A 21,790-nucleotide genomic window follows, 5' to 3' on the forward strand; every position below is an offset into this window, starting at 1 on the left:
GAGACGCCAACATCACCCCTCGACTCCGCTCGGGGAAGCGTGCCTCGACTTCGCTCGGCATGGACGAGCAGCGGGCGGCGACCCGACAGAAACCTCAGTCCAGGTTCGGCCGCACCCAGCGTTCCGCCGTCTCGATATCCACCCCGCGCCGCGCGGCGTAATCCTCCAGCTGGTCCCGCCCGATGCGCGCGACGCCGAAATATTCGCTGTCCGGATGGCCGAAGTAGAAACCCGACACCGCCGCGGTCGGCAGCATCGCGAAACTCTCGGTCAGCGTGATGCCCGTTGCATCGGTCGCCTTCAGCAAGTCGAACAGCGTCGGCTTCAGGCTGTGATCCGGGCAGGCGGGATAGCCCGGCGCCGGCCGGATCCCGCGATACTGCTCCTTCACCAGCGCTTCGTTGGTCAGCTGCTCCGCCGGCGCATAGCCCCACAGGTCGGTCCGGACATGCTTGTGCAGCCGTTCAGCGAACGCCTCCGCCAGGCGGTCGGCGAGTGCCTTCAGCAGGATGTCCTGATAGTCGTCGTGCGTCGCCTTGAACCCGGCGAGATGCGCGTCGATCCCGTGCCCCGCGGTCACCGCGAACCCGCCGATCCAGTCACCCGCCGGGTCGATGAAGTCGGCCAGGCACATGTTCGGCCGCCCGCTGCGCTTGGCGATCTGCTGGCGCAGCATCGCGAACGGCACGTCGCCTTCCGGCGTTTCCACCACGATATCGTCGCCCTCCCGCCGGCAGGGCCACAATGCGGCCACCCCCTTGGCGGTCAGCCACTTCTCGTCGATGATCCGGTCGAGCATCGCCTGTGCGTCTTCCCACAGGCCGCGCGCGCTTTCGCCCACGATCGGGTCCTGCAGGATCGCCGGAAAATTCCCGGCCAGCTCCCACGCGCGGAAGAACGGCGTCCAGTCGATATAGTCGCGCAGGTCTGCCAGCGACCAGTCGGGGAAGACATGCGTACCGGGCTGGCGCGGCGCCGGCGGCTTCTGCGCAAAGTCCGGCACGAACCCGTTGGCCCGCGCCTCGGCGATCGGGGTCAGCGCATTCTGCCCCTTGCTCGCCCGCGCGACGCGCACCGCCTCATATTCCGCCGCGGTCCGCTCGACGAACCCGTCGCGCTGCGTATCGGACATCAACGTGGACGCCACGCCCACCGCGCGGCTTGCGTCCAGCACATGCACCACCGGCCCGTCATAGACCGGCGCGATGCGCAGCGCGGTGTGGACCTTCGACGTCGTGGCACCACCGATCAGCAGCGGCATCGTCATGCCCTTGCGCGCCATCTCGACCGCCACTGTCACCATCTCGTCCAGCGACGGCGTGATGAGGCCGGACAGACCGATCATGTCGACATCATTGTCCGCGGCGCATTTCAATATGTCGACCCACGGCACCATCACGCCCATGTCGATCACTTCATAGCCGTTGCACTGCAACACCACGCCGACGATGTTCTTGCCGATATCGTGGACGTCGCCCTTCACGGTCGCCATGATGATGCGGCCCTTGGCGCGCGCGCCGGGCTCCTTCTGCGCCTCGATATAGGGCAGCAGATGGGCAACCGCCTTCTTCATGACGCGGGCGGATTTCACGACCTGCGGCAGGAACATCTTGCCCGACCCGAACAGGTCGCCGACCACGTTCATGCCGTCCATCAACGGCCCCTCGATCACCTCGATCGGCCGCGCGTACAGCTGCCGCGCCTCTTCGGTATCGTCCACGACATGCGCGTCGATGCCCTTGACCAGCGCATGTTCCAGCCGCTTGACCACGTCCCAGCCGCGCCAGTCCGCCGCCGCCTTTTCCGCCACCGCGTCGGTCCCGCGGAACTTTTCGGCCAGCGCGATCATCCGCTCGGTCGAATCCTCGCGCCGGTCCCAGATGACGTCCTCGCACGCCTCGCGCAGCTCCGGGTCGATCGCGTCGTACACGTCGAGCTGGCCGGCGTTGACGATGCCCATGTCCATCCCCGCCTGGATGGCGTGGTACAGGAACACGCTGTGCATCGCGCGCCGCACCGGCTCGTTCCCTCGGAACGAGAAGCTCAGGTTCGACACGCCGCCCGAGATATGGGCATGCGGGCAGCGCACGCGGATATCGCGGCACGCCTCGATGAAATCGATCGCATAGCGGCGATGCTCATCGATCCCGGTCGCCACGGCAAAGATGTTCGGGTCGAAGATGATGTCCTGCGGATCGAACCCGATGCCGACCAGCAGGTCATAGGCGCGCGCGCAGATCTCGACCTTGCGCGCGCGCGTGTCGGCCTGCCCCACCTCGTCGAACGCCATCACGACCACGGCCGCGCCGTACGCCATGACCTTGCGGGCATATTTCAGGAACTCTTCCTCGCCCTCCTTCATGCTGATCGAATTCACGATCGGCTTGCCGGACACGCATTTCAGCCCTGCCTCGATCACGCTCCATTTGGAACTGTCGACCATCACCGGCACGCGGGCTATGTCGGGTTCGGCGGCGATCAGCTTCAGGAAGGTGGTCATCGCCACCTCCGCGTCGAGCAGCCCCTCGTCCATGTTGACGTCGACGACCTGCGCGCCGGACTCGACCTGCTGCCGCGCGACCTCGACCGCCGCGGTATAGTCCCCCGCCATCACGAGCTTCTTGAACCGCGCGGACCCGGTCACGTTGGTGCGTTCGCCGATATTGACGAAGTTGGCCGACACCACGACCGGGGTCTCGTCGTCCTCGGGGATCAGGGGTGCGGTCGCCACGTCGATATTACCTCAATTGAAAACCGTATCGTGCCCCGGCGCAGGCCGGGGCCTGGACGCAGCCGTCTCGCCTAGGCCCCGGCCTGCGCCGGGGCACGACGCTTCACGCCGCCAGGATCATCGGATCGAGACCCGCCAGCGTCGTGCGTACCTTCAGGTTCGGCACCTGCCGCGGAGGGTGGCCCTTCACCGCCGCCGCCATCGCCGCGATATGCCCCGGCGTCGAACCGCAGCACCCACCGACCACGTTGACCAGCTGCCCCTCCGCCCATTCGCGGATGAACTGGCCCGTCGTCGCCGGCTGCTCGTCATATTCGCCCAGGTCGTTGGGCAGCCCGGCGTTCGGGTAGACCATCACCAGCGCATCGGCGATGCCGGAGATCACCTGCACATGCGACCGCAGCAGGTCCGCCCCGAATGCGCAGTTCAGCCCGATCGTCAGTGGCCGCGCATGGCGCACCGTGTACCAGAACGCCTCGACCGAATGGCCCGACAGGTTGCGCCCCGACATGTCGGTGATCGTCATCGAGATCATCACCGGCACCTCGACGCCGCGCCGCTCGGACACCTCGATCACCGCCATGATCGCCGCCTTGGCGTTCAGCGTGTCGAAGATCGTCTCGATCAGGATGAAGTCGCACCCGCCGTCGAGCAACGCCTCCGCCTGGTTGGCATAGACGTCCTTCATCGTGTCGAAATCGACCGCGCGGAAACCCGGATCGTTGACGTCGGGCGACAGCGACAGCGTCTTGTTCGTCGGCCCGATCGCACCGGCCACAAAGCGCGGACGCCCGTCGCGCGCCTGATAGTCGTCGGCGGCCTTTCGCGCGATGCCCGCCGCCGCCAGGTTCATGTCGCGCACAAGATGGACCGCGCCATAATCCTCCTGGCTGATCGTGTTCGCGTTGAACGTGTTGGTCGACACGATGTCCGACCCGGCATCCAGATACGCCCGCGTGATCGCATCGATCACGTCCGCGCGCGTCAGCACGAGCAAATCGTTATTGCCCTTCTGATCGAGCGACAGTTCGTAGTCACCGCGATAATCGGCTTCCTGCAGGCCGTAACCCTGGATCATCGTCCCGAACGCCCCGTCGGTGATGAGCACGCGGTCTGCCGCCTGTTCACGGAACCGGATGGCGGCGGTGGAGGGGGTCAGGGTCATGATGTCGCAATCCCGAAATTCAAAGTATCCGTCCATCCCGAGCGAAGTCGAGGGACCCGTCGAGCGCAGCCGAGACGTCCAAGGTCACCCCCTCGGCTTCGCTCGGGATGGACGGACATTGTGAAATGGGGCCTAAGCCGCCAGTTCCAGCGTCCGCTCGCCCACCACCGGTCGTTTGCCCAGCAGATGACAGATCGCATAGGCCAGCTCCGCCCGGTTGAGCGTATAGAAATGCAGGTCCCGCACCCCGCCGGCATACAGCTTGCGGCACATCTCCGCCGCCACCGTCGCCGCGACCAGCTGGCGGGTCCCCGGATGATCGTCCAGCCCGTCGAACAGTCGGTCCATCCAAGGCGGGATCGCCGCGCCGCACATCGCGGCGAACTTGCGCGTCTGCGCCACGTTCGACACGGGCAGGATGCCGGGCAGCAAGTCGGCGGTGATCCCGGCGGCGACCGCCCTATCGCGGAACCGGAAATAGGCGTCAGGCGAAAAGAAGAACTGCGTGATCGCCCGCGTCGCGCCGGCATCGATCTTGCGCTTCAGATTGTCGATATCGGTATCGGCGCACGTCGCCTCCGGATGCATCTCCGGATAGGCCGCGACCGAAATCTCGAACGGCGCGATCCGGCTCAGCCCCGCCACCAGGTCGGCGGCGGACTGATAGCCCTGCGGATGCGGCACGAACTGCTCGCCCTCGCGTGGCGGATCGCCGCGCAGCGCCACGATATGCCGCACGCCCGCGTCCCAATATGCCCGCGCCACCTCCGCGATCTCGTCCTTCGACGCATCAACGCAGGTCAGGTGCGCCGCAGCCGGCACGGTTGTTTCCGCCGCGATCCGCGCGACGGTGGCGTGCGTCCGCTCGCGCGTCGATCCGCCGGCTCCATAGGTCACCGAGACAAAGTCCGGCTCCAGCGGCAGCAGCGCAGAGATCGCGCTCCACAACGCCGCTTCCATCTTCTCGGTCTTGGGCGGGAAAAATTCGAACGACACCCGCGCGTCGCCCGCCAGATCCGCGAACAGCGGTGCATCCAGCGCGCACCGCGCCTCTTCCAGTTCGGTCACGGACAATGTCATGCGGCGATCCTTTCGGGCACGGCATCGGACGACTTGCGCCCCAGCCACAATTTCACGGTCAATGCACCACCGGCCAGTTCCTGCACGCCGTCCGGCACCAGCCCGGCGGCGGCGAACCACGTCGCCAGTTGCGCGTCGTCGAACCCCAGCCGGACATGCGCGGCACGCTGGCGCAGTTCCTCGCGCTCATGCCGCGCGAAATCCACGATCAGCAGGCGGCCGCCGCGGCTCAGCAGGCGCGCCGCCTCCGCAATCGCCGCCGCCGGCTGCTGCGCATAATGCAGCACCTGATGCAGGATCGCAGTATCGGCCGATCCGGGCGCCAGTGGCAGTGCGTACATGTCCCCCTGCCGCAACTCGACACCGCTCAGCCCGGCCTCCGACAGCTTGGACCGCGCCATCCGCAACATTTCCGGGCTGCGGTCCACGCCGATCGCGCGCTGTGCCAACGGGGCCAGCAATTCGATCATGCGGCCCGTGCCCGTTCCAATATCGACCAGCCGGCCGACGCCGCGTTCGGCCAGCATCGCCACGGTCGCCGCCTCGACCTCGCTTTCCGCGACGTGCAGCGACCGGATCGCGTCCCATTCCACGGCATGTTCGGCGAACCACGCCTCAGCCGCCACGGCCCGATCCGCGCGAACCGCCGCCAGCCGGTCCAGGTCCGCCGTCGCCTCATGATCGTCACGATCCGTCCAGGCGTCGGCTGCCGCCAGCAGCGGCTCCACGACACGCCGGTCGCCCAGCGCCACGAACACCCAGGCCCCTTCCTTGCGGCGATCGGCCAGACCCGCATCGGTCAGGATCTTGACGTGGCGCGACACGCGTGGCTGGCTCTGCCCCAGCACCTGTGCCAGTTCGCCGACCGACAACTCCATCGCGCGCAGCAGCGCCACGATCCGCAACCGGGTCGGGTCCGCCAGCGCGCGGAAGATGTCGAGAAGCGGCGTCATGTCGATATAAGGACATAAAGATATCTTTATATCAGCGCAAGCGCCTTGTGCGTCCACAACGGCTGTGGCACCCGCCCGATGGGGCGACGGCACGCCAGGATCGGATCTAGTCATGCGTAATGTGGTTGCGGCCTGTTCGGTCGCCATTCTCCTGGGGGGCGCGTCGACCGCGGCACTGGCGCAATCCGCTCCGCCGCCCCGCACCAGCGCAGCCCCCGTGACGACTGCCCCGGTCCCGACCGCCCCGGTTCCGACCGCCACCGCGCCGGCACCCGCCGCGCCGCCGGCCGACGTTCCGGCCGATCCGTTCATGGCGGACCCGGCAACCGTCGACCCCGGTTTCGTGACCGACGGTCTCGCCGATGCCCCACCCGAACCGCGCGATCGCTATGAAAAGCTGAATCGCGGCATCTGGGGTTTCAACCAACTGGTCGACCGGATCATCCTGAAACCCGTGTCGACCGGCTATCGGACCGTCATTCCCCGCGTCGCCCGCCGCGGCATCACGCGGGTCTTCAGCAATCTTGGCGAACCCTGGTCGTTCGTGAACAACCTGCTTCAGGCGAAGCCGAAGCGCGCGTTGAACAATCTGAAGCGCTTCGTCGTGAACACCACGATCGGCGTCGGCGGCCTGGCCGATCACGCGACCAAGATCGGCATTGCCGCCCGACCGGAGGATTTTGGCCAGACGCTGGCGGTGTGGGGGGTCAAGAGCAGCGCCTATGTCGTGCTGCCGCTCTTTGGGCCGTCCACGGTGCGCGACGGGGTCGGGACCGGCGTGGCCTTTGTTGCCGATCCGTACCAGATCGCGTTGAACCAGAGCAATCTGTCGGTCTGGACGAAGCGCGGCGTCGCCGCGCTGTCGCTGGTCAACGCGCGGGCCGGCCTGACGGAAAGCGGCGCGGACGGGTTCCTGCAGGCAAGCCTCGATCCCTATGCCGCCGCGCGCTCCGCCTTCCGTCAACGCCGCGCCGCGGCCATCGCCAATCAGGAAACGGCCCCGGCGGTCGAAACCGACGCGACCAATTCGAACGCCGCCAGCCCGATGACCGGCATCACCGCACCCGGGGCAGGCCCGATCCCCGACGCGCCGTCCGCGACGGGGTCCGACACCGCGCCGGCCCCCTCGGACATACCGGACAACGGGAACGTACCGGGCGCGCCGGCCGTGCCGATGACGCCCGACGCCGGCGCACGGAACCCGATCTAGCCCGTCCATGTTTTCGAACGGATCACCACGGAAAGGACCCACCATGAAGAAGATGATTTTCGCACCGGCCATCCTGTTCACCGCGCTCGCCGTCGCGGCCTGCAGCCCGACCGCGCAGAATGAGGCCGGGCAGGCCGCCGACGCGATCTCCGCCGATATCAACGCCACCGCCTCCGAAGCCGCAGCAGACACGTCCAACGCGCTTGACGCCGCCGGGTCCAGCATCGAAAACGGTGCCGCCGCCGTTGGCAGCGCCACGGATAACGCCGTCGATGCCGCCGGCGCCGAAATGGACCGCACGGGTGCCGCACTCGCCAATGGTGCCGAGGCAGTCGACAACAGCATGTGATCCCCTGGCATCGCGGCCGTCCGTCCGGGCCGGCCGCGATGCCATCCGCTGTTCCGATACCTTCGTCCAACCCGACCCCGCGGATCGCTTCGGCCGGTTCGGTGTGGGGCCTACAGCGGCGAATGTCTGGCGTTCGAGCGGGACTCGCGACGCGCTCTTCGCCCTCATGAAAGCGACGACGCCGGTCCATGGATCATCCGTTCCAAGGATCGGTCAAGACCACAAGGCGACGCCGCCACCGCAAGGTCGCATCCTGACCGTATCGATGCGCCCGTCGGCCTGCGCAGAAGCATGACAGCATATGGATCCGCTGCAATCGGATCGTCGGACGAACCCAAATCCGCCGGCCGGTCGTTAGGGACCCCTCGACAACGAACGACAGGATAATAGCGTGGATATTCCCAAGGGCACGATGGTCGCGGTTGCAGACGGCGAGACGCTGCGCCTGTTCCGCAATGACGGCGACGCCGGAAGCCCCAGCCTGACCGGCCTGCCGAAGCCCAAGGTCGACGACGACAATATGGGATCGGGCGGCCGCCACCAGAGCAGCTCCGCAAACCCGTCGGACAGCCAGCAGAATGAGGACGCGTTCGCCGCCGGCATCGCCGCGCTCCTCAACCGCCAGGTGCTCGATCACAAGGTTCAGAAGCTGATCGTCATCGCGGCGCCCCGCACCTTGGGTGAGCTTCGCAAGCATTATCACAAGACGCTTTCGGCGGTCCTGCTCGGCGAGATCTCCAAGGACCTGACGGGCCACGACAGCGCCGCGATCGAACGTGCGATCGCCGCCGCCTAAACTTACTCTGCCACCCATGCTGCGGCGGCCGCCCTGCCGTCCCCGCAGCATGGACGTTCAGCTACCAACGCCCGGACGCCCAGCGCGTGGAAACTCACCGACTTCCAAGCGGATCGGCACCGAGCCCTCAGATTGAAAAGTCCGACGCGGACCGGTTGATGATCCCCAGATGCCCGTACTCCACGGGGTAAAGGACCACGAATGATATGAATCTAGTGTCTGATCCTGCCTCCGCGCGGGCAAAGAGATAGTCGCAGATGAAAGATGGACCGACTCTACGGTCTCAAGTCCGCCCCCCGGCCGAAGCATTGGGCTGGGCAAGCCTGGGGCGCCGTCCGCAATCGTGATGGGTCAGAACATCTGTGATCTACGTCATTTGCTTACCAGTCTCACGAACCAACATGCGCGCAGGTTCAACGGGCAATGAGTTTTCCGTCGCAAGCCCACGTAAACGATTGGTTCTTCTGTGGATTAAAACTCCACCCAGCAAATCAACTAGGCGCTGAATACGCTAGATTGCGATTACCATAGCGCCGAACATCATCTCAGCCTCTTCCAACTCAACACATCCGCTGTCGCTGTCGCTGTCAAGGGCCCGATCACCACATCCCATCCGAGACAACAGCACCCCAGCCGTTTCCGATTTGACAAGATGTTCGGCACCGGATGGATTTCGCTTGGCAATGCCGGAGGCAAAGCAACGCCAACGTAGCGAACCAAGCGAGCGACGCTTGCACGGGCCAAAGCACTCTGTCACGGAGCGCTCGCCTACAGGACGTTGACACCGGTATGGTCCCGCCGAAGACCGCACCGGAATTTAGGTAGAGCAGCCTTCATAATCATCGAAGCCGTTACAGGTTTTGTTCCGATCCGATCCGATCCGATGTCGGGCGTGCCGTTAATGCGATCTTGGAGACAGCCCACGGGGCTGAAAGAAGGCGGATAGTGGCCAGACATGAGCCAAACCGTCGCCAGTTCGGCAGTACGCGGCTAGGAGCGTCCCCGCGCACGGCTACCGCTGGGCGAGTGCCGGCAACTCATCTGCTGTCCGGTGTCGCGTCCGAAGCCCGGTGGCCGAAACCGGCCGAGCCCCGCGGTACTGCAGGCGTCCTGTGTGTCGCCGGATCGATCCGCGAGTGCTTGTCGGACTGAACTCCGATCGGCGCTCCAAAAAAAAGGCGAGCCTTGCGGCCCGCCTTCATTGTCCCCCGACCAACAAGATCAGAAGTTGGAGTAGGCTTCGTTGCCGACAAAACCCATTTTCTCGACTTTCGCACGCTTCGTAACGGCCAGAACCTCGTCCACCAGTTCATACCGCGCCTGTGGATCGGGCTGGAGATGGAGCTCCGGGATGGGCGACATGGTCTGGGTCTGGTCCAGATACTGGCGCAGCGTGACGAGATCGAGCGGCGCGCCGTTCCAGAGCGTCTGCCCGGTCGGCGTGATGACGATCTTGTTCTTCACCGGATTGATCGGCGGCGGGGTCGAATCGTTCGAGTCCTGCGGCAGATCCAGTTTCACGGCATGCGTCTGGACCGGGATGGTGATGATGAACATGATGAGCAACACCAGCATCACGTCGATCAGCGGCGTGGTGTTGACGTCCATCATGGGCTCGCCTTCGGCGGTGCCTGCGGCCATTGCCATCGAATTTACTCCTGGACTGGTTCGTTCAACGGCTTGGTTACAGGCGCGGCGGGCGTGCCGTGCCGGGTGCCGGTTCGGAGATGAAGCCGACACGGGCGAAACCCGCACGCTGCATCTGATAGATCGCGCCGCCGATACAACGGTAGGGCGTGTTGCTGTCGCCGCGGATATGCGCCTCGGGAAGTTCGAGTCCTGCAGCGTTCGGGCCACCCTGCTTGTCGATTTCCTCGCGGAGCTTGACGACCGCACGATCGATCAGTTCCTTCGAACCAACCTGGGTCTTGCCCCAGTAGATCTCGCAATTGTCGCCGCTTCCGCGGATCGACAGCGACACGTTCTCCGGCTTCGTCACGGTCGGTTCGAACACGACCTTCGGCAACTGTACCGGAATGCTCTGGATCGCCGCGGGAACGGTGATCAGAAAGATGATGAGGAGCACCAGCATCACGTCCACGAGCGGGGTGGTGTTGATGTCCGACAGCGGTGCGCCGTCTTCGGTTGGGCCTGCACTCATGGCCATCGGCTATTATCCTATCAGCTGGGTCGTGGCCGGCACATCGCCGCCCGAGGGGTACCGCCCCGCCCAAGTGCCGGACGGCACGAGTGGGCGGAACGGCGTCGCATCCCCTGGGATCAGGACTTGGTGATGGTAGCCGGGCCGGTCTTGACCGGTGCGACAGGGGCGGTGCGGGCCGAAGCCAGCGCCGGCTTCAGTGCGCCGTTGGACACCATGTAGCCGTGCAGATCGGTCGAGAACGAACCGAGCTGTTCGGCGATGACCTTGTTGCGACGGATCAGCCAGTTGTAGGCGAGCACCGCCGGAACCGCGACGGCCAGGCCGAGGGCGGTCATGATGAGTGCCTCACCCACCGGGCCGGCAACGGCGTCAATCGATGCCTGACCCGATGCACCAATCTTGATCAGTGCGCGGTAGATGCCGATCACGGTACCGAACAGGCCGATGAAGGGCGACGTCGAACCGACGGTGGCGAGCACGGCCAAACCGTTGCCCAGCTTCGAGTTGATCGCAGCCTGGCTGCGGCCGAGCGACGAGCCCAGCCACTCGTGCTGGTCGACCGGGTCGGTCAGCTTGGTGTGCTCGTCCTGGGCGCGCAGGCCGTCATCGGCGATCTGGCGGTAAGCCGAGTTCTTCTCCAGCTTGCTGGCACCGTCACGGAGCGAAGGCGTGCCCCAGAAGGACGTGCGCATGCGCTTCGCCTGATTCAGGATCTTCTGCTGTTCGAAAAGCTTGGTGAACAGGATGTACCAGCTGGCGGCGGACATGATCACCAGAATGATGAACACGGTCCAAGCGATGACGCCGCCCTGTTCAAGCGCGGCCATCAGGCCAAATTGGTTTTCCGCAGCTGCGGCGGTCGGAGTTGCCATGATGGGGTGGTCCTTCACGAATAGACTAAGGCTGTTGAGAGGCCCGGACGGCGCGATCGTCGCGCCGTCCGAAAGATAGTCGGATCACTCGTCCGGCAGGCGCCAGGTGAACCGCAGCGTCTTGGTTCCGCCACGGATCGGATTGCCGGCCTGATCCAGTGCCGGCGAATACCGCCCGCGACGGGTGACCAGTCGGCATGCCGTATCGTCGAGGGTGCTGGACCCGCTGGACGATGTCACGCGACAATTCTCGATCCGGCCGGCCGCGTTGATGTCGAATGTCAGACCCGACGTGCCCTGCTCCGCATTGCGGATCGAGCTTGGCGGGTAATCGTCCGTCGTCACCCACGTCGCCGGGTTACCCCGTGCCGAAGCTGCCTTCGATGCGACCGGCGCAACCGCGGGTGCCGGCGCAGGAGCGACCGGTGCCTGGATGGTCGGTGCGACCGTCGTCAGCGTGGGCGGCGGCGCAACCCGGACCGTCGACACCGGCGGCGGCGTCACCACCGGAGTCCGGACGATCGGCGGCGGCGAGACGACCTGCGGCGGCGGAACCACCTGCGGCGTTTCGGGTGGCGGCGGCGGTGGGGGCGGCGGCTCGGGCGGGGGCGGCGGCTCCTCGACGTTGAACGTCTTCAGATCCTCGACCTTCGCCTTGATGACGCTCAAGCTGAGGCCGTTCATGAAGGCGTACCCGAGCAAGATGTGCAACGCGATGACGAAGCCGATCGAAACCAGCTTCCGCGTGCTCATAGTTTGGGAATCAGCGTATGCCATTAACCAAGGTCTCTCCTTCGACCGACACGCTCGGTGCCCCTGGAACTCCCATGCGATACGGGTCGCCAGAAGGCCACCCGACCGCCCTACATCGGCCACACTTATGCGGCGTTTGTTGACGTATTAAGACTTTGTATCGCGACACTTGTCGTGGCGTCAAACCATTTGTCCGAGTTCGACAAACCGGGCCGCGGCGGGCACTATGCCCGCTTCGAAGAACCCATCGTGAAGGCCCCCTTATCGTGCAAAAGCCCCGTTTTTCATCGATTTTGCTGATGAGCGCGGCCTTGGTCGCGGCGGCGGCGCCGGCCGCTTCGCAGGTGCAGCAGGCACCCGATCCCGTCGCGGCGGCCTCGTCCGGGTTCGCCGACCTGGCCGATCTTGCGGTGCGCGCGCCGATCGTCGCCGGCGTTGAGATTCGCCGCGCCGTCCGTCTGAAGCCGGCAGAGGCGATCGGCGTGGCCGCCGGCGAGACACGGTTCTTCGTCGAGGCGGACCTGGTTACGCTGCTGCGCGGCAAGGGCGGCCTGCCGGCGCGGGTCAGCTACCTGGTCGATCAGGCCCCCGATGCGCGCGGCCGTCCGCCCCGGTTGAAGGGGATGCGCGTCCTGTTGCTTGCGACGCCGGTCGCCGGTCGCCCGGGCGAGCTACAGCTGGTCGGCCGCGACGCGCAGATCGACTGGACCCCCGTCAACGAACAACGGCTCCGCATGCTGGCGACCGCGCTGGTCGCGCCCGACGCACCGCCCACCATCACCGGCGTCTCCGGCGCGTTCCACGTACCGGGGTCGCTGCCGGGCGAAAGCGAGACGCAGATCTTCCTGACTACCGCCAGTGCCAGACCGGTCTCGCTCAGCATCCTGCGCCGCCCGGGACAGGAGCCGCGCTGGGCGGTGTCGCTGTCCGACATCGTCGACGAGACCGCCGCCACTCCGGTGCGCGACACGCTGTTGTGGTACCGTCTCGCCTGCGGCCTGCCCGCCACACTGCCGGAGGCCGCCACCGCCGCGCTGTCGCCGGAGGAGAACGCCGCCGCCCGCGCCGACTATGCCGTCGTGCAGGCCGGCCTCGGCCGGTGCCGGTAGGGGCTTGGCGCTGAACGGTCAGAAGGACGCGACCTCCACCCCCACGCCGGCACAGTCGGGATAGATGTCTGGCTTGCGCGCCGACACGCGCAGCGCGGTCACGCCGGCCCGCGCCGCAATGAGGTCGTAGATCGCGGTCACCAGGGTTTCCTGAAGGTTGAACCGCCGGCTGCGCGCCAGCCGGCCGATCTCGGTCCGCAGGAAATCATAATTCCACGCCGATTCGGCCAGATCGTCCAGCGCGAATGCCGCGGCCGTCACCCAGACTTCCACAGATACCAGGATCCGCTGCGGCGTCCCGATCTCGAAATCGTGAAACCCGATATCGACCGGCACGTCATAGTCGGTCAGGAAGATACGGTGCGTGCGCGGCGCAAGTGCAGCCGGCACCAGGCCGTCGATCGATGGGGTCTGCAACAGGCTGTCGGTCATGGTGCGTCCATATATTGCACGTCGCGCGGCAGTGCCAGGAAACGCTGGCCCGCGTCGAGCGTGATCGTCTGGCCGGTCAGCACCGGCGTCGCCACCAGATAGCGGAGTGCGGCGACGATGTCCCCCACCACCACGCCGCGGCCGAGCGCATTCATGCGGTGGACGGCATCGAAATTGTCGCGCGTCTGGGCGCCCGAGACCAGCGTGATCGACGGGGCGATCCCGCACACCCGGATACGCTGTTCCGCCAGCGCACGCGCCGCCAGTTCGGTCAGCCCCGCCAGACCCATCTTCGACACGGTGTAGGAGAAGAAGTCCGGGTTCGGCTGGGCCAGCTTGGCATCGAGGATATTGACGATCAGCCCCCCGCCCCCCGGCACCGCCGCCACGGCCGCGGCGAAGGCCTGGATCAGCAGGGCCGGCCCGCGCAGGTTCACGTTCAGGTGCAAGTCCCAGTCGTCGACCGTGAAATCGACCAGCCGATCATAAGCGAATCGCGACGCGTTGTTCACCAGCAGCGCAGGCGGCGGCATCCCGTCCAGCGCCGCCATCACGCGCGTGCCGACATCCGCCGCCGCCAGATCGGCCGCCACTACCTCCACCCGGCTCCCCAGTTCGACTGCCAGCGCGCGCCCGGCATCCCGCGATGCATTGCAGTGGAGCAGCACGTGCCAGCCGTCGGCATGCAGCGCGCGGACCAGCGCCGCGCCGATCCGCCGCGCGCCGCCCGTCACGATCGCCGTCCGCGGCGTGCCGAACTCCGCGGTCCCGTCCGGTTCCGTCATGTCCGCATCTCCCCCTTGATTGCCGCGATGCATCGCAGACATCGCGTCCCGCGCGCAATGAAAACCGTGGGCCACCTTCCTTCGCAACGGACACACTCCTATAGGCGCGCATCCCCCGTCCTGTCCCAAGGTTCGCCGCCGTGCCCGCCGTCCTGCCCCCCGCTCCTGGCCCCGCCATCCTGCCGCTCGCGCTGGTCGATCGCGCCGCGGTCGAGGCGCTGCTCGATGTCGCGTTCGGGCCGGACCGGCACAAGCGGACCGCCTATCGGCTGCGTGCCGGGGTGGACTGGATCGCCGCGCTGTCCTTCGCCGCGGTGCGGGACGGCGGCCTGCTGGGTAGCGTCCAATGCTGGCCGGTCGCGCTCTACTCCACCGGGGACACGCCGGACGGCACGACGGACGCCACCGTCACGCCGCTGACCCTTCTCGGCCCGGTCGCGGTCGATCCGGCGCATCAGGCGGGCGGGCTGGGCAAGCGGCTGACCCGCGCGGCGATCCATGCGGTGATCGAGGCGCACGCCCCGCCCCCGATGCTGATCGGCGATCCGGGCTATTATGGCCGGTTCGGCTTCACGGCGCTGCCGACGGCGGGGTGGGACCTGCCCGGCCCGTTCGAACGGCACCGGCTGCTCGTCCTGCCGCTGCCCGACATGCCGTTGCCCGCCACCGGCATGATCGGGCCGGACGTTGGATCGCACGCGCGGAACGCGCTGTCGCGCGCGCGGGACTTTGCGTCGCGCGCGCGGATCGCCTAGATCGGGGCGATGCCCGCCCCCGTTCCCCCGTCCGATCTCAGCCGCCTGTCGATCGCCGACATCGCGGCGCTGGTCGCCGACCGCAAGCTGCCGCCGGTGGACGGCTGGCACCCCGAACGCTGCGGCGACAGCGCGATGCGGATCGCGCGCGACGGCACCTGGTATCATGAAGGATCGCCGATCGGCCGCCCGGCGATGGTCCGGCTGTTCGCGGGCATCCTGCGGCGCGAACCGGATGGCGGCTATGTGCTGGTCACCCCGGCGGAGAAGCTGGATATCGCGGTGGAGGACGCCCCCTTCGTCGCGGTTGAGGTCAAGGTCGACGGCATCGGCCGCGATGCCACGCTGGCGTTCCGGCTGAACACCGGCGACGTGGTGATCGCGGACGCGGATCACCCGCTGCGGCTCGTCGACCGGGCCGATGGTCCGCATCCCTATCTCACCGTGCGGCGCGGGCTCGATGCGCTGGTCGCGCGCCCGGTCTATTACGAACTGGCGGAGATCGCGACGGCGGACGATGCCGCCCCCCCCGGCCTGTGGAGCGCCGGCTGTTTCTTTCCGCTTTCGGCCGTGGCGGCGGCATGACACTGGCCGCGCGGTTGCGCGTGCGGATGGCGGCGGGCGACGCACGCGGCACGCGCTTCCTGGCCGGCGACGATGTCGACGGGCTGATCGACGGTGTTTCGGCCGCTCTGGCGGATGGTCCGGCGAACGGTGGCGGCACGGCGGCGGCGGTCCTGTTCGCGATCACCGATCGGCCGAAACCCGGCGTGCTGCTCACCCGGCGGACGGAAACGCTGCGTGCCCATGCCGGCCAGGTCGCGTTGCCGGGCGGGCGGATCGATCCGGGCGACGACGGCCCCGTCGCCGCCGCCCTGCGCGAGGCGGAGGAGGAGATCGGCCTGCCCCGCCACCTGCCCGACGTCGTCGGCATCGCCGATCGCTACCGCACCGTCACCGGGTATGACGTCACCCCCGTCGTCGCGGTGGTGCCGCCCGATCTGGCGCTGGTGCCGCAGGAGGCGGAGGTCGCCGCGCTGTTCGAAGTGCCGCTGGCGTTCCTACTGGACCCCGAAAACCATGCCCCGCGCACCATGACGTGGCGGGGCCGCGAACGGACGATCTACGAAATGACCTGGGACGGCAACCGCATCTGGGGCGCGACCGCGGCCATGATCGTCAATCTCGCGCGCCGGCTGGGCGCATGATCCCGGCCGGCATGATAGCGGACCGCGTCCTGCTGCCCCCCGCGGGCCACGATCCGGCGTCGGTCAGGGCACTGTTCGCGGCGCTCGCCACCGACACCGGGGTGGACGGCGCGCGCTATGTCGGTGGCTGGGTGCGCGACACGCTGCTGGGGCTGGCGTCGCAGGATGTCGACCTGGCGACCGTCCATGCGCCGTCCGACGTGACCGCGCGGCTCGAGGCCGCCGGCATCCGCTACTGGACGACGCCGTCCGGTCTCGCACACGGCACCGTGACCGCGATGCTCGCGGGCCACCCGCTGGAGATCACCACGCTCCGGCGCGACGTCGCGACCGACGGCCGCCATGCGCAGGTCACCTTCACCGATGACTGGCGGGCCGATGCCGCGCGGCGCGACTTCACGATCAACGCGCTGTCGGCCAACCCTCGCTCGGGCGTCGTCCACGATCATTTCGGCGGGCTTGCCGATCTCGCCGCGGGCCTCGTCCGCTTCATCGGCGATCCGCTCGTCCGGATCGCGGAGGATCATCTGCGGATCCTGCGCTTCTTCCGGTTCCACGCGCGGTTCGGCCGCGGCGCGCCCGATGCTGCGTCCTATGCCGCCTGCGCCGCGCGCGCGAACGACCTGATGGCCCTGTCGCGCGAACGGATCGCCACCGAACTGCTCAAATTGCTCGCCTTGCCCGATCCGACCGCCACGATCGCGATCATGGTCGACGGAGGGCTGTTCGCGCCGGTCCTGCCGGAAATCGACGCCGCCGCCCTCCCCCGGCTCGCGGCGCTGATCGCGGCGGAGGCGGCGGCGGACATTCCACCGGACGGCCTGCGCAGGCTCGCCGCCCTGCTGCCGGTCGACCCCGCGCGGGCGGAGGCGATCGCCCAGCGGCTGAAACTTTCGAAGCAACAGGTGCTGCGCGTCCGGCTCGCCGCCACGCGCGACCCGGATGAGACACCGGCGGCGCTCGCCTATCGCATCCGGCTCGAACCCGCGATCGACCGGCTGCTGCTGACCGGCGGCGATCCGCGCGCGCTGGCCGGCTGGGAACGGCCGGTATTGGGCATCGGGGGGGGCGACCTGATCGCGATGGGCCTGTCGCCGGGGCCGCTGGTGGCGCAGACGCTGCAACAGGTCGAACGCGCCTGGTCCGACGCCGGCTTCCCGCCGGACGGCGTGGCCCCGATCGCGCGGGCGGCGGTCGAGCGGGTTCTCGCGCGGGGCTGACAGTGGCGAAACCGGCCGGTGCCAGGGCTACCCGCCCGTTTGGTTCTAGCAACGCGCCGCCCAATAGGCATAGGCCGCCTCCGCCGTCAGCGGACGGCCATAATACCATCCCTGGCCCAGCGTACAGCCCAGCGCACTCAGCGTCTGCGCCAGTTCCATCGTCTCGACCCCTTCGGCCGTGGTGCTCATGCCCAGCGCCGCCGCCAGACTCAGTACCGCGCGCACGATCGCCAGCGAATCACGGTCGCGCAGCATCGGCGTCACGAAACTGCGGTCGATCTTCAGTTCGTCGATCGGCAGTTTCTGGAGATAGGCGAGCGAGGAATAGCCCGTTCCGAAATCGTCCATCGCGATGCGGACATCCTGTTCCTTCAACGCGTGCAGCACCCGCATCGCGCGTTCCGGGTCCGCCACGATGCAGCTTTCGGTCAGTTCCAGTTTCAACCGGCCCGCCACGTCGTGCGCGCCCAGCACCGCGGCCACCGTCGCCGACACATCGTCGCGCTGGATCTGCACGGCCGATATGTTGACGCATACATTGACCGGCATCCTGTGCCCGGCGGTCCGGTCCCACCCGGCCAGCGTCCGGGCCGCCGCCGCGATCGCCCAGCGGCCCAGCGGCAGGATCAGGCCGGACTCCTCGGCGACGGGGATGAATTCGGACGGCTCGATCGGTCCGCGTTGCGGGTCGTGCCAGCGCGCCAGCGCCTCGAACCCGCTGATCGCGCCGGTGCGCAGGTCGATCAGCGGCTGAAAGGCGAGCGTCAGCCGGTCGTTTTCGATCGCGCGGCGCAATTCGGTTTCCAGCCGGAACTGGCGGCGGACCGCGTTGACCTCGCCCGGCTGGAACAGTTCGATCCGGCCGGACAGCTTTGCGCGCTTCACCGCGAACTGTGCGTTGCGGAACAGGTCGCCCGCCTGCGGGGCCTGCCCGTCCGGCACCGCGCAGCCGATCGCGCAATCGACCCGGATTTCCATTTCCGACAGGCGGAACGGCGCGGCCAGCGCGGCCTGGATGCGGTGCGCCGCCAGCATTGCATCTTCGACATCGTGCCCCAGCCGCAACAGGATCGCGAATTCATCGCCTCCGATCCGCGCCAGCATGTCGCCGCTGCGCACCGTCCCCACCAGTCGCCGCGCGACCGTGATGATGAGTTCGTCGCCGACCATCGATCCCAGGCATTCGTTGACGCGGCTGAACCGCGCCAGATCGACGATCAGCACGGCGAACCCCGCCACGCCGCGGCCGTCCATGTCCACGCGCCCGCCATCGTTCCCGGTTTCGGCCGCGCCTTCTATCTCTCCCCTGCCCGGTGCCGCATCCTCGACCGCATCGGCCAGCGCATCGACGAAGGCCGTGCGGTTGGGCAGCCCGGTCAGGCTGTCATGCGTCATTTCGGCCTGCAACGACCGGCGGCTCTCCACCTCTGCCGTCCGGTTCAGCGCGGACACCATCAGGCGTTCGATATCGGGCTTCACGCGGAACAGCCGGGCCAGGCGGATGCGGTAATGCTGTCCGTCGATCGCGTTCCCGTCGATCCAGTCGAACTCGTTCGTGCCGGCATCGCCGGCGGCGAACCGGCATACCGCCTCGACCAGCGCAGGCCGCTCGAGCAACCCCTCGGCCGCGGTGTCGACGCCGGTCGCATAGTGCGTGTTGTAATGGCGCAGCGTCATGACGCCTGCGCAGACCTCGACGATCGCGGTCGGGATGGGCAGCGCTTCCAGGAAGGACTGGCGCGCGGCACCGATCGTCACGAGCGGATCACCGCCTAGAAATGCCGACTTGTCCGTTGGGGGAACGTCGAAAAGGATGTCGGGGCCTGGCATGGTCGACCCCGGTTAGCCCGGGATCGGTTAATTTTTTACTGGCCGTACTGCGCTGTCCCGTTCCGTAGGCACGACGCGCCGATCGTCGGTCCGCCGGTCCTCGAACCGATTGTCACGCGGAAATCCGTTGGGCGGCATCCGCCCGCCGGCCCCCCGCGCGGTGCGCCACGCACTCAGGTCGGCCTCCGTCCGCGTTCGTCCGCTGTCGCCGCCCATCGTCCAGCTCAACCCCCGGTCGAACGCCAGCGTGATCGCATCGGACAGCCCGCCGTCGCGATAGCGCTGCAACTGCACGCCGGCACCGCGCGCCAGTTCGGGCATCTCGGCGATCGGAAATACCACCAGCTTGCGGTTGTCGCCGATCACCGCGACATAGTCGTCGCCTGCCTCCACCGCGCGCACCACGCGCAGCTTCGATCCCGGCCTTACGTTCACCACCTGCCGCCCCTTGCGCGTCTCCGCCACCACGTCCGCCATCCGCGCCAGGAACCCGCGCCCGTCGCCACTGGCCAGCAGCAGCCGCGCTTCCGGCCGGGCCGGGAACATCGCGAGCAGCGCGGCATCTCCCTCGACGTCGATCAGCAGCCGCACCGGCTCCCCGAACCCGCGCCCGCCGGGCAGCTTGTCCGCCGCCAGCGTGTAGAACCGCCCATTGTCGGCCACCAGCAGCAGCCGGTCGGTGGTGTGCGCATGGAACGCGAACGCCGGCCCGTCGCCTTCTTTGAACTTCAGCGTATCGGCCGCGGCAAGGTCGCGGTGCCCGCTCATGCCCCGGATCCACCCGCGTTCGGACAGGATCACCGTGATCGGCTCGCGCTCGATCATCGCCTCCAGCGGGATCTCGCGCGCCGGTCCCGATTCGACCAATGTCGTCCGTCGCGCGCCCAGCACCGTTTCCGGCCCGTAGCGATCGCGCAGCTTGCCCAGATCCTTCTTCATCCGCGCGCGCTGCTTCTTGGGATCGTCCATCAGCGCGACCAGCCCGGCGCGTTCCTTGGCCAGCCCGTCGCGCTCGCGCACGATCTCCATCTCCTCCAGCCGGCGCAGCGAGCGCAGCCGCATGTTCAGGATCGCCTCGGCCTGCCGGTCGGTCAGCCCCTCGAACTCGGCCAGCATCACCGGTTTCGGCTCGTCCTCGGTCCGGATTATCTGGATCACCCGGTCCAGATTGAGATACGCGATCAGATAGCCTTCGAGCAGCTCGATCCGGTCGTCGATCTTCTGCAACCGGTGTTCCGACCGGCGGCGCAGCACGACGAACTGGTGCGCCAGCCACGCATTCAGCGCCTGCGCCAGGTTCATCACCCCCGGCGTGCGGTCCGCGTCCAGCACGTTGAGGTTGAGCGGTATCCGCACCTCCAGGTCCGTCATGCGGAACAGGCTGTCCATCAGCATCTGCGGGTCGACCTTCCGGTCGCGCGGCGCCAGCACGAGGCGGATCGTCTCGTCGCTCTCGTCGCGAACATCCTCCAGGATCGGCAGCTTCTTCTCGTTGATCAGGTCGGCGATCTGCTCGATCAGCCGCGATTTCTGCACCTGATACGGGATCTCGTGGACGATGATGGCATAGGCCGTGCGCTTGTCCGCCGGCTCCACCAGCTCCCACCGCGCCCGGATCCGGAACCCGCCGCGCCCGGTGGCATAGGCCTCGCGGATCGCCGCCGCACTGTCGACCAGCACGCCGCCCGTCGGGAAATCCGGCCCGCGCACCGGCCCGTCGACCGGATCGACCAGCGCCACGGCCTCCGTCTCCGGCGCGTCGATCAGGATCAGCGCGGCATCGATCAACTCGGCCACGTTGTGCGGCGGGATCGATGTCGCCATGCCGACCGCGATCCCCGACGCGCCGTTCGCCAGCAGGTTGGGGAACAGCCCGGGGAACACCTCCGGCTCGATCTCCGCGCCGTTGTAGCTCGGCTTGAAGTCGACGGTGCCCTCGTCCAGCCCGGCCATCAGCTCGGCCGCTGCCGCGGTCATGCGCGCTTCGGTGTAGCGCATCGCCGCGGCATTATCGCCGTCGACATTCCCGAAATTGCCCTGCCCGTCGACCAGCGGGTAGCGCAGCGAGAATGTCTGCGCCAACCGCACCATCGCGTCGTAGATCGACTGGTCGCCGTGCGGGTGATATTTACCCATCACCTCGCCGACGACGCGGGCGCATTTCTGATAAGCCGCGGTCGGGTCCAGCCGCAGCAGCCGCATGCCCCACAGCAACCGGCGATGCACCGGCTTCAGCCCATCGCGCACGTCGGGCAGCGACCGCGCCGTGATCGTCGACATCGCATAGACCAGATAGCGCTGCTCCAGCGCCGCGTCGAACGGGGTGTCGATGATCTCGGTCGGGTCTGCCATGCGCCACGAATAGCAAAGCAAACGGA

General features: G+C 67.5%; 20 protein-coding genes. 8 read left to right on the top strand and 12 right to left on the bottom strand.

Going from position 1 to position 21,790, the window contains the following annotated elements:
• Nucleotides 1-94: 94 nt before the first annotated feature.
• The 4 genes from metH to BKY59_RS14605 all read right to left on the bottom strand — a co-directional run bounded on the left by metH (nt 95) and on the right by BKY59_RS14605 (nt 5,929).
• Nucleotides 95-2,731: a methionine synthase gene (metH, locus tag BKY59_RS14590; RefSeq protein WP_206362080.1), complete on the bottom strand. Its 2,637-nt coding sequence runs from the start codon at nt 2,729-2,731 to the stop codon at nt 95-97.
• A 103-nt stretch (nt 2,732-2,834) separates the two neighbouring features.
• Nucleotides 2,835-3,896, bottom strand: coding sequence for a homocysteine S-methyltransferase family protein (locus BKY59_RS14595; RefSeq protein ID WP_076072829.1), 1,062 nt, complete (start codon nt 3,894-3,896; stop codon nt 2,835-2,837).
• Nucleotides 3,897-4,028: 132 nt separating this feature from the next.
• Nucleotides 4,029-4,976 (bottom strand): methylenetetrahydrofolate reductase, encoded by a 948-nt coding sequence (metF, locus tag BKY59_RS14600; RefSeq protein ID WP_076072831.1) that lies wholly within the window; start codon nt 4,974-4,976, stop codon nt 4,029-4,031.
• Entirely contained in the window at nt 4,973-5,929 is a 957-nt protein-coding gene (locus BKY59_RS14605; RefSeq protein ID WP_076072832.1) for an ArsR/SmtB family transcription factor, read from the bottom strand. The genes metF and BKY59_RS14605 overlap by 4 nt, the downstream gene beginning before the upstream one ends.
• 112 nt (nt 5,930-6,041) lie before the next feature.
• Here BKY59_RS14605 and BKY59_RS14610 point away from each other — a divergent pair, with 112 nt between their 5' ends.
• The 3 genes from BKY59_RS14610 (at nt 6,042) to BKY59_RS14620 (ending at nt 8,284) form a co-directional block, all read left to right on the top strand.
• Nucleotides 6,042-7,139: an MlaA family lipoprotein gene (locus BKY59_RS14610; RefSeq protein ID WP_076072834.1), complete on the top strand. Its 1,098-nt coding sequence runs from the start codon at nt 6,042-6,044 to the stop codon at nt 7,137-7,139.
• Nucleotides 7,140-7,182: 43 nt separating this feature from the next.
• On the top strand, nt 7,183-7,488 hold the full coding sequence (locus tag BKY59_RS14615; protein ID WP_076072835.1) for a hypothetical protein: 306 nt from the start codon (nt 7,183-7,185) through the stop codon (nt 7,486-7,488).
• A gap of 391 nt (nt 7,489-7,879) precedes the next feature.
• Nucleotides 7,880-8,284, top strand: a complete 405-nt coding sequence (locus BKY59_RS14620; RefSeq protein WP_076072837.1) for a host attachment family protein — start codon at nt 7,880-7,882, stop codon at nt 8,282-8,284.
• Between the two features lie 1,221 nt (nt 8,285-9,505).
• Here the strand turns inward: BKY59_RS14620 and BKY59_RS14625 are convergent.
• From BKY59_RS14625 to BKY59_RS14640, 4 genes are all read right to left on the bottom strand, one after another.
• Nucleotides 9,506-9,931, bottom strand: a complete 426-nt coding sequence (locus BKY59_RS14625; protein ID WP_076072838.1) for an ExbD/TolR family protein — start codon at nt 9,929-9,931, stop codon at nt 9,506-9,508.
• Between the two features lie 37 nt (nt 9,932-9,968).
• Nucleotides 9,969-10,451: an ExbD/TolR family protein gene (locus tag BKY59_RS14630; RefSeq protein WP_076072840.1), complete on the bottom strand. Its 483-nt coding sequence runs from the start codon at nt 10,449-10,451 to the stop codon at nt 9,969-9,971.
• A gap of 113 nt (nt 10,452-10,564) precedes the next feature.
• The gene (locus BKY59_RS14635; protein WP_076072842.1) at nt 10,565-11,320 is read right to left on the bottom strand and encodes a MotA/TolQ/ExbB proton channel family protein; all 756 of its coding nucleotides are present in this window, start codon (nt 11,318-11,320) and stop codon (nt 10,565-10,567) included.
• An 84-nt stretch (nt 11,321-11,404) separates the two neighbouring features.
• Nucleotides 11,405-12,073 carry an energy transducer TonB gene (locus BKY59_RS14640; RefSeq protein WP_240500119.1) on the bottom strand — a complete coding sequence of 223 codons (669 nt, stop codon included), beginning with the start codon at nt 12,071-12,073 and terminating at the stop codon, nt 11,405-11,407.
• Between the two features lie 299 nt (nt 12,074-12,372).
• Between BKY59_RS14640 and BKY59_RS14645 the strand changes: the two genes are divergently transcribed.
• On the top strand, nt 12,373-13,182 hold the full coding sequence (locus BKY59_RS14645; RefSeq protein ID WP_076072845.1) for a hypothetical protein: 810 nt from the start codon (nt 12,373-12,375) through the stop codon (nt 13,180-13,182).
• An 18-nt stretch (nt 13,183-13,200) separates the two neighbouring features.
• On the opposite strand, the gene BKY59_RS14650 is transcribed toward BKY59_RS14645, so the two are convergent.
• Nucleotides 13,201-13,614 carry a dihydroneopterin aldolase gene (locus BKY59_RS14650; protein ID WP_076072846.1) on the bottom strand — a complete coding sequence of 138 codons (414 nt, stop codon included), beginning with the start codon at nt 13,612-13,614 and terminating at the stop codon, nt 13,201-13,203.
• On the bottom strand, nt 13,611-14,399 hold the full coding sequence (locus tag BKY59_RS14655; protein WP_076072848.1) for an SDR family NAD(P)-dependent oxidoreductase: 789 nt from the start codon (nt 14,397-14,399) through the stop codon (nt 13,611-13,613). The genes BKY59_RS14650 and BKY59_RS14655 overlap by 4 nt, the downstream gene beginning before the upstream one ends.
• A gap of 140 nt (nt 14,400-14,539) precedes the next feature.
• Here BKY59_RS14655 and BKY59_RS14660 point away from each other — a divergent pair, with 140 nt between their 5' ends.
• Genes BKY59_RS14660 through BKY59_RS14675 form a run of 4 tightly spaced genes read left to right on the top strand, consistent with a single transcriptional unit; the run spans nt 14,540 to nt 17,582 of the window.
• On the top strand, nt 14,540-15,154 hold the full coding sequence (locus BKY59_RS14660) for a GNAT family N-acetyltransferase (protein WP_076072850.1): 615 nt from the start codon (nt 14,540-14,542) through the stop codon (nt 15,152-15,154).
• 9 nt (nt 15,155-15,163) lie between these two features.
• Nucleotides 15,164-15,739 (top strand): DUF1285 domain-containing protein, encoded by a 576-nt coding sequence (locus BKY59_RS14665; protein WP_076072851.1) that lies wholly within the window; start codon nt 15,164-15,166, stop codon nt 15,737-15,739.
• Nucleotides 15,736-16,362, top strand: coding sequence for a CoA pyrophosphatase (locus BKY59_RS14670; protein WP_076072986.1), 627 nt, complete (start codon nt 15,736-15,738; stop codon nt 16,360-16,362). The genes BKY59_RS14665 and BKY59_RS14670 overlap by 4 nt, the downstream gene beginning before the upstream one ends.
• 11 nt (nt 16,363-16,373) lie before the next feature.
• On the top strand, nt 16,374-17,582 hold the full coding sequence (locus BKY59_RS14675; protein WP_076072987.1) for a CCA tRNA nucleotidyltransferase: 1,209 nt from the start codon (nt 16,374-16,376) through the stop codon (nt 17,580-17,582).
• 45 nt (nt 17,583-17,627) lie between these two features.
• Here BKY59_RS14675 and BKY59_RS14680 read toward each other — a convergent pair whose 3' ends face one another.
• Together BKY59_RS14680 and parC are read right to left on the bottom strand one after the other, a co-directional pair.
• Nucleotides 17,628-19,340 (bottom strand): putative bifunctional diguanylate cyclase/phosphodiesterase, encoded by a 1,713-nt coding sequence (locus tag BKY59_RS14680; RefSeq protein ID WP_240500120.1) that lies wholly within the window; start codon nt 19,338-19,340, stop codon nt 17,628-17,630.
• Nucleotides 19,341-19,439: 99 nt separating this feature from the next.
• The gene (parC, locus tag BKY59_RS14685; protein WP_083672167.1) at nt 19,440-21,764 is read right to left on the bottom strand and encodes a DNA topoisomerase IV subunit A; all 2,325 of its coding nucleotides are present in this window, start codon (nt 21,762-21,764) and stop codon (nt 19,440-19,442) included.
• Between the last annotated feature and the right edge of the window lie 26 nt (nt 21,765-21,790).

The sequence above is a fragment of the Sphingomonas montana genome, from assembly GCF_001956315.1.
In the GTDB taxonomy this organism is placed as follows: Bacteria; Pseudomonadota; Alphaproteobacteria; order Sphingomonadales; family Sphingomonadaceae; genus Sphingomonas_R; species Sphingomonas_R montana.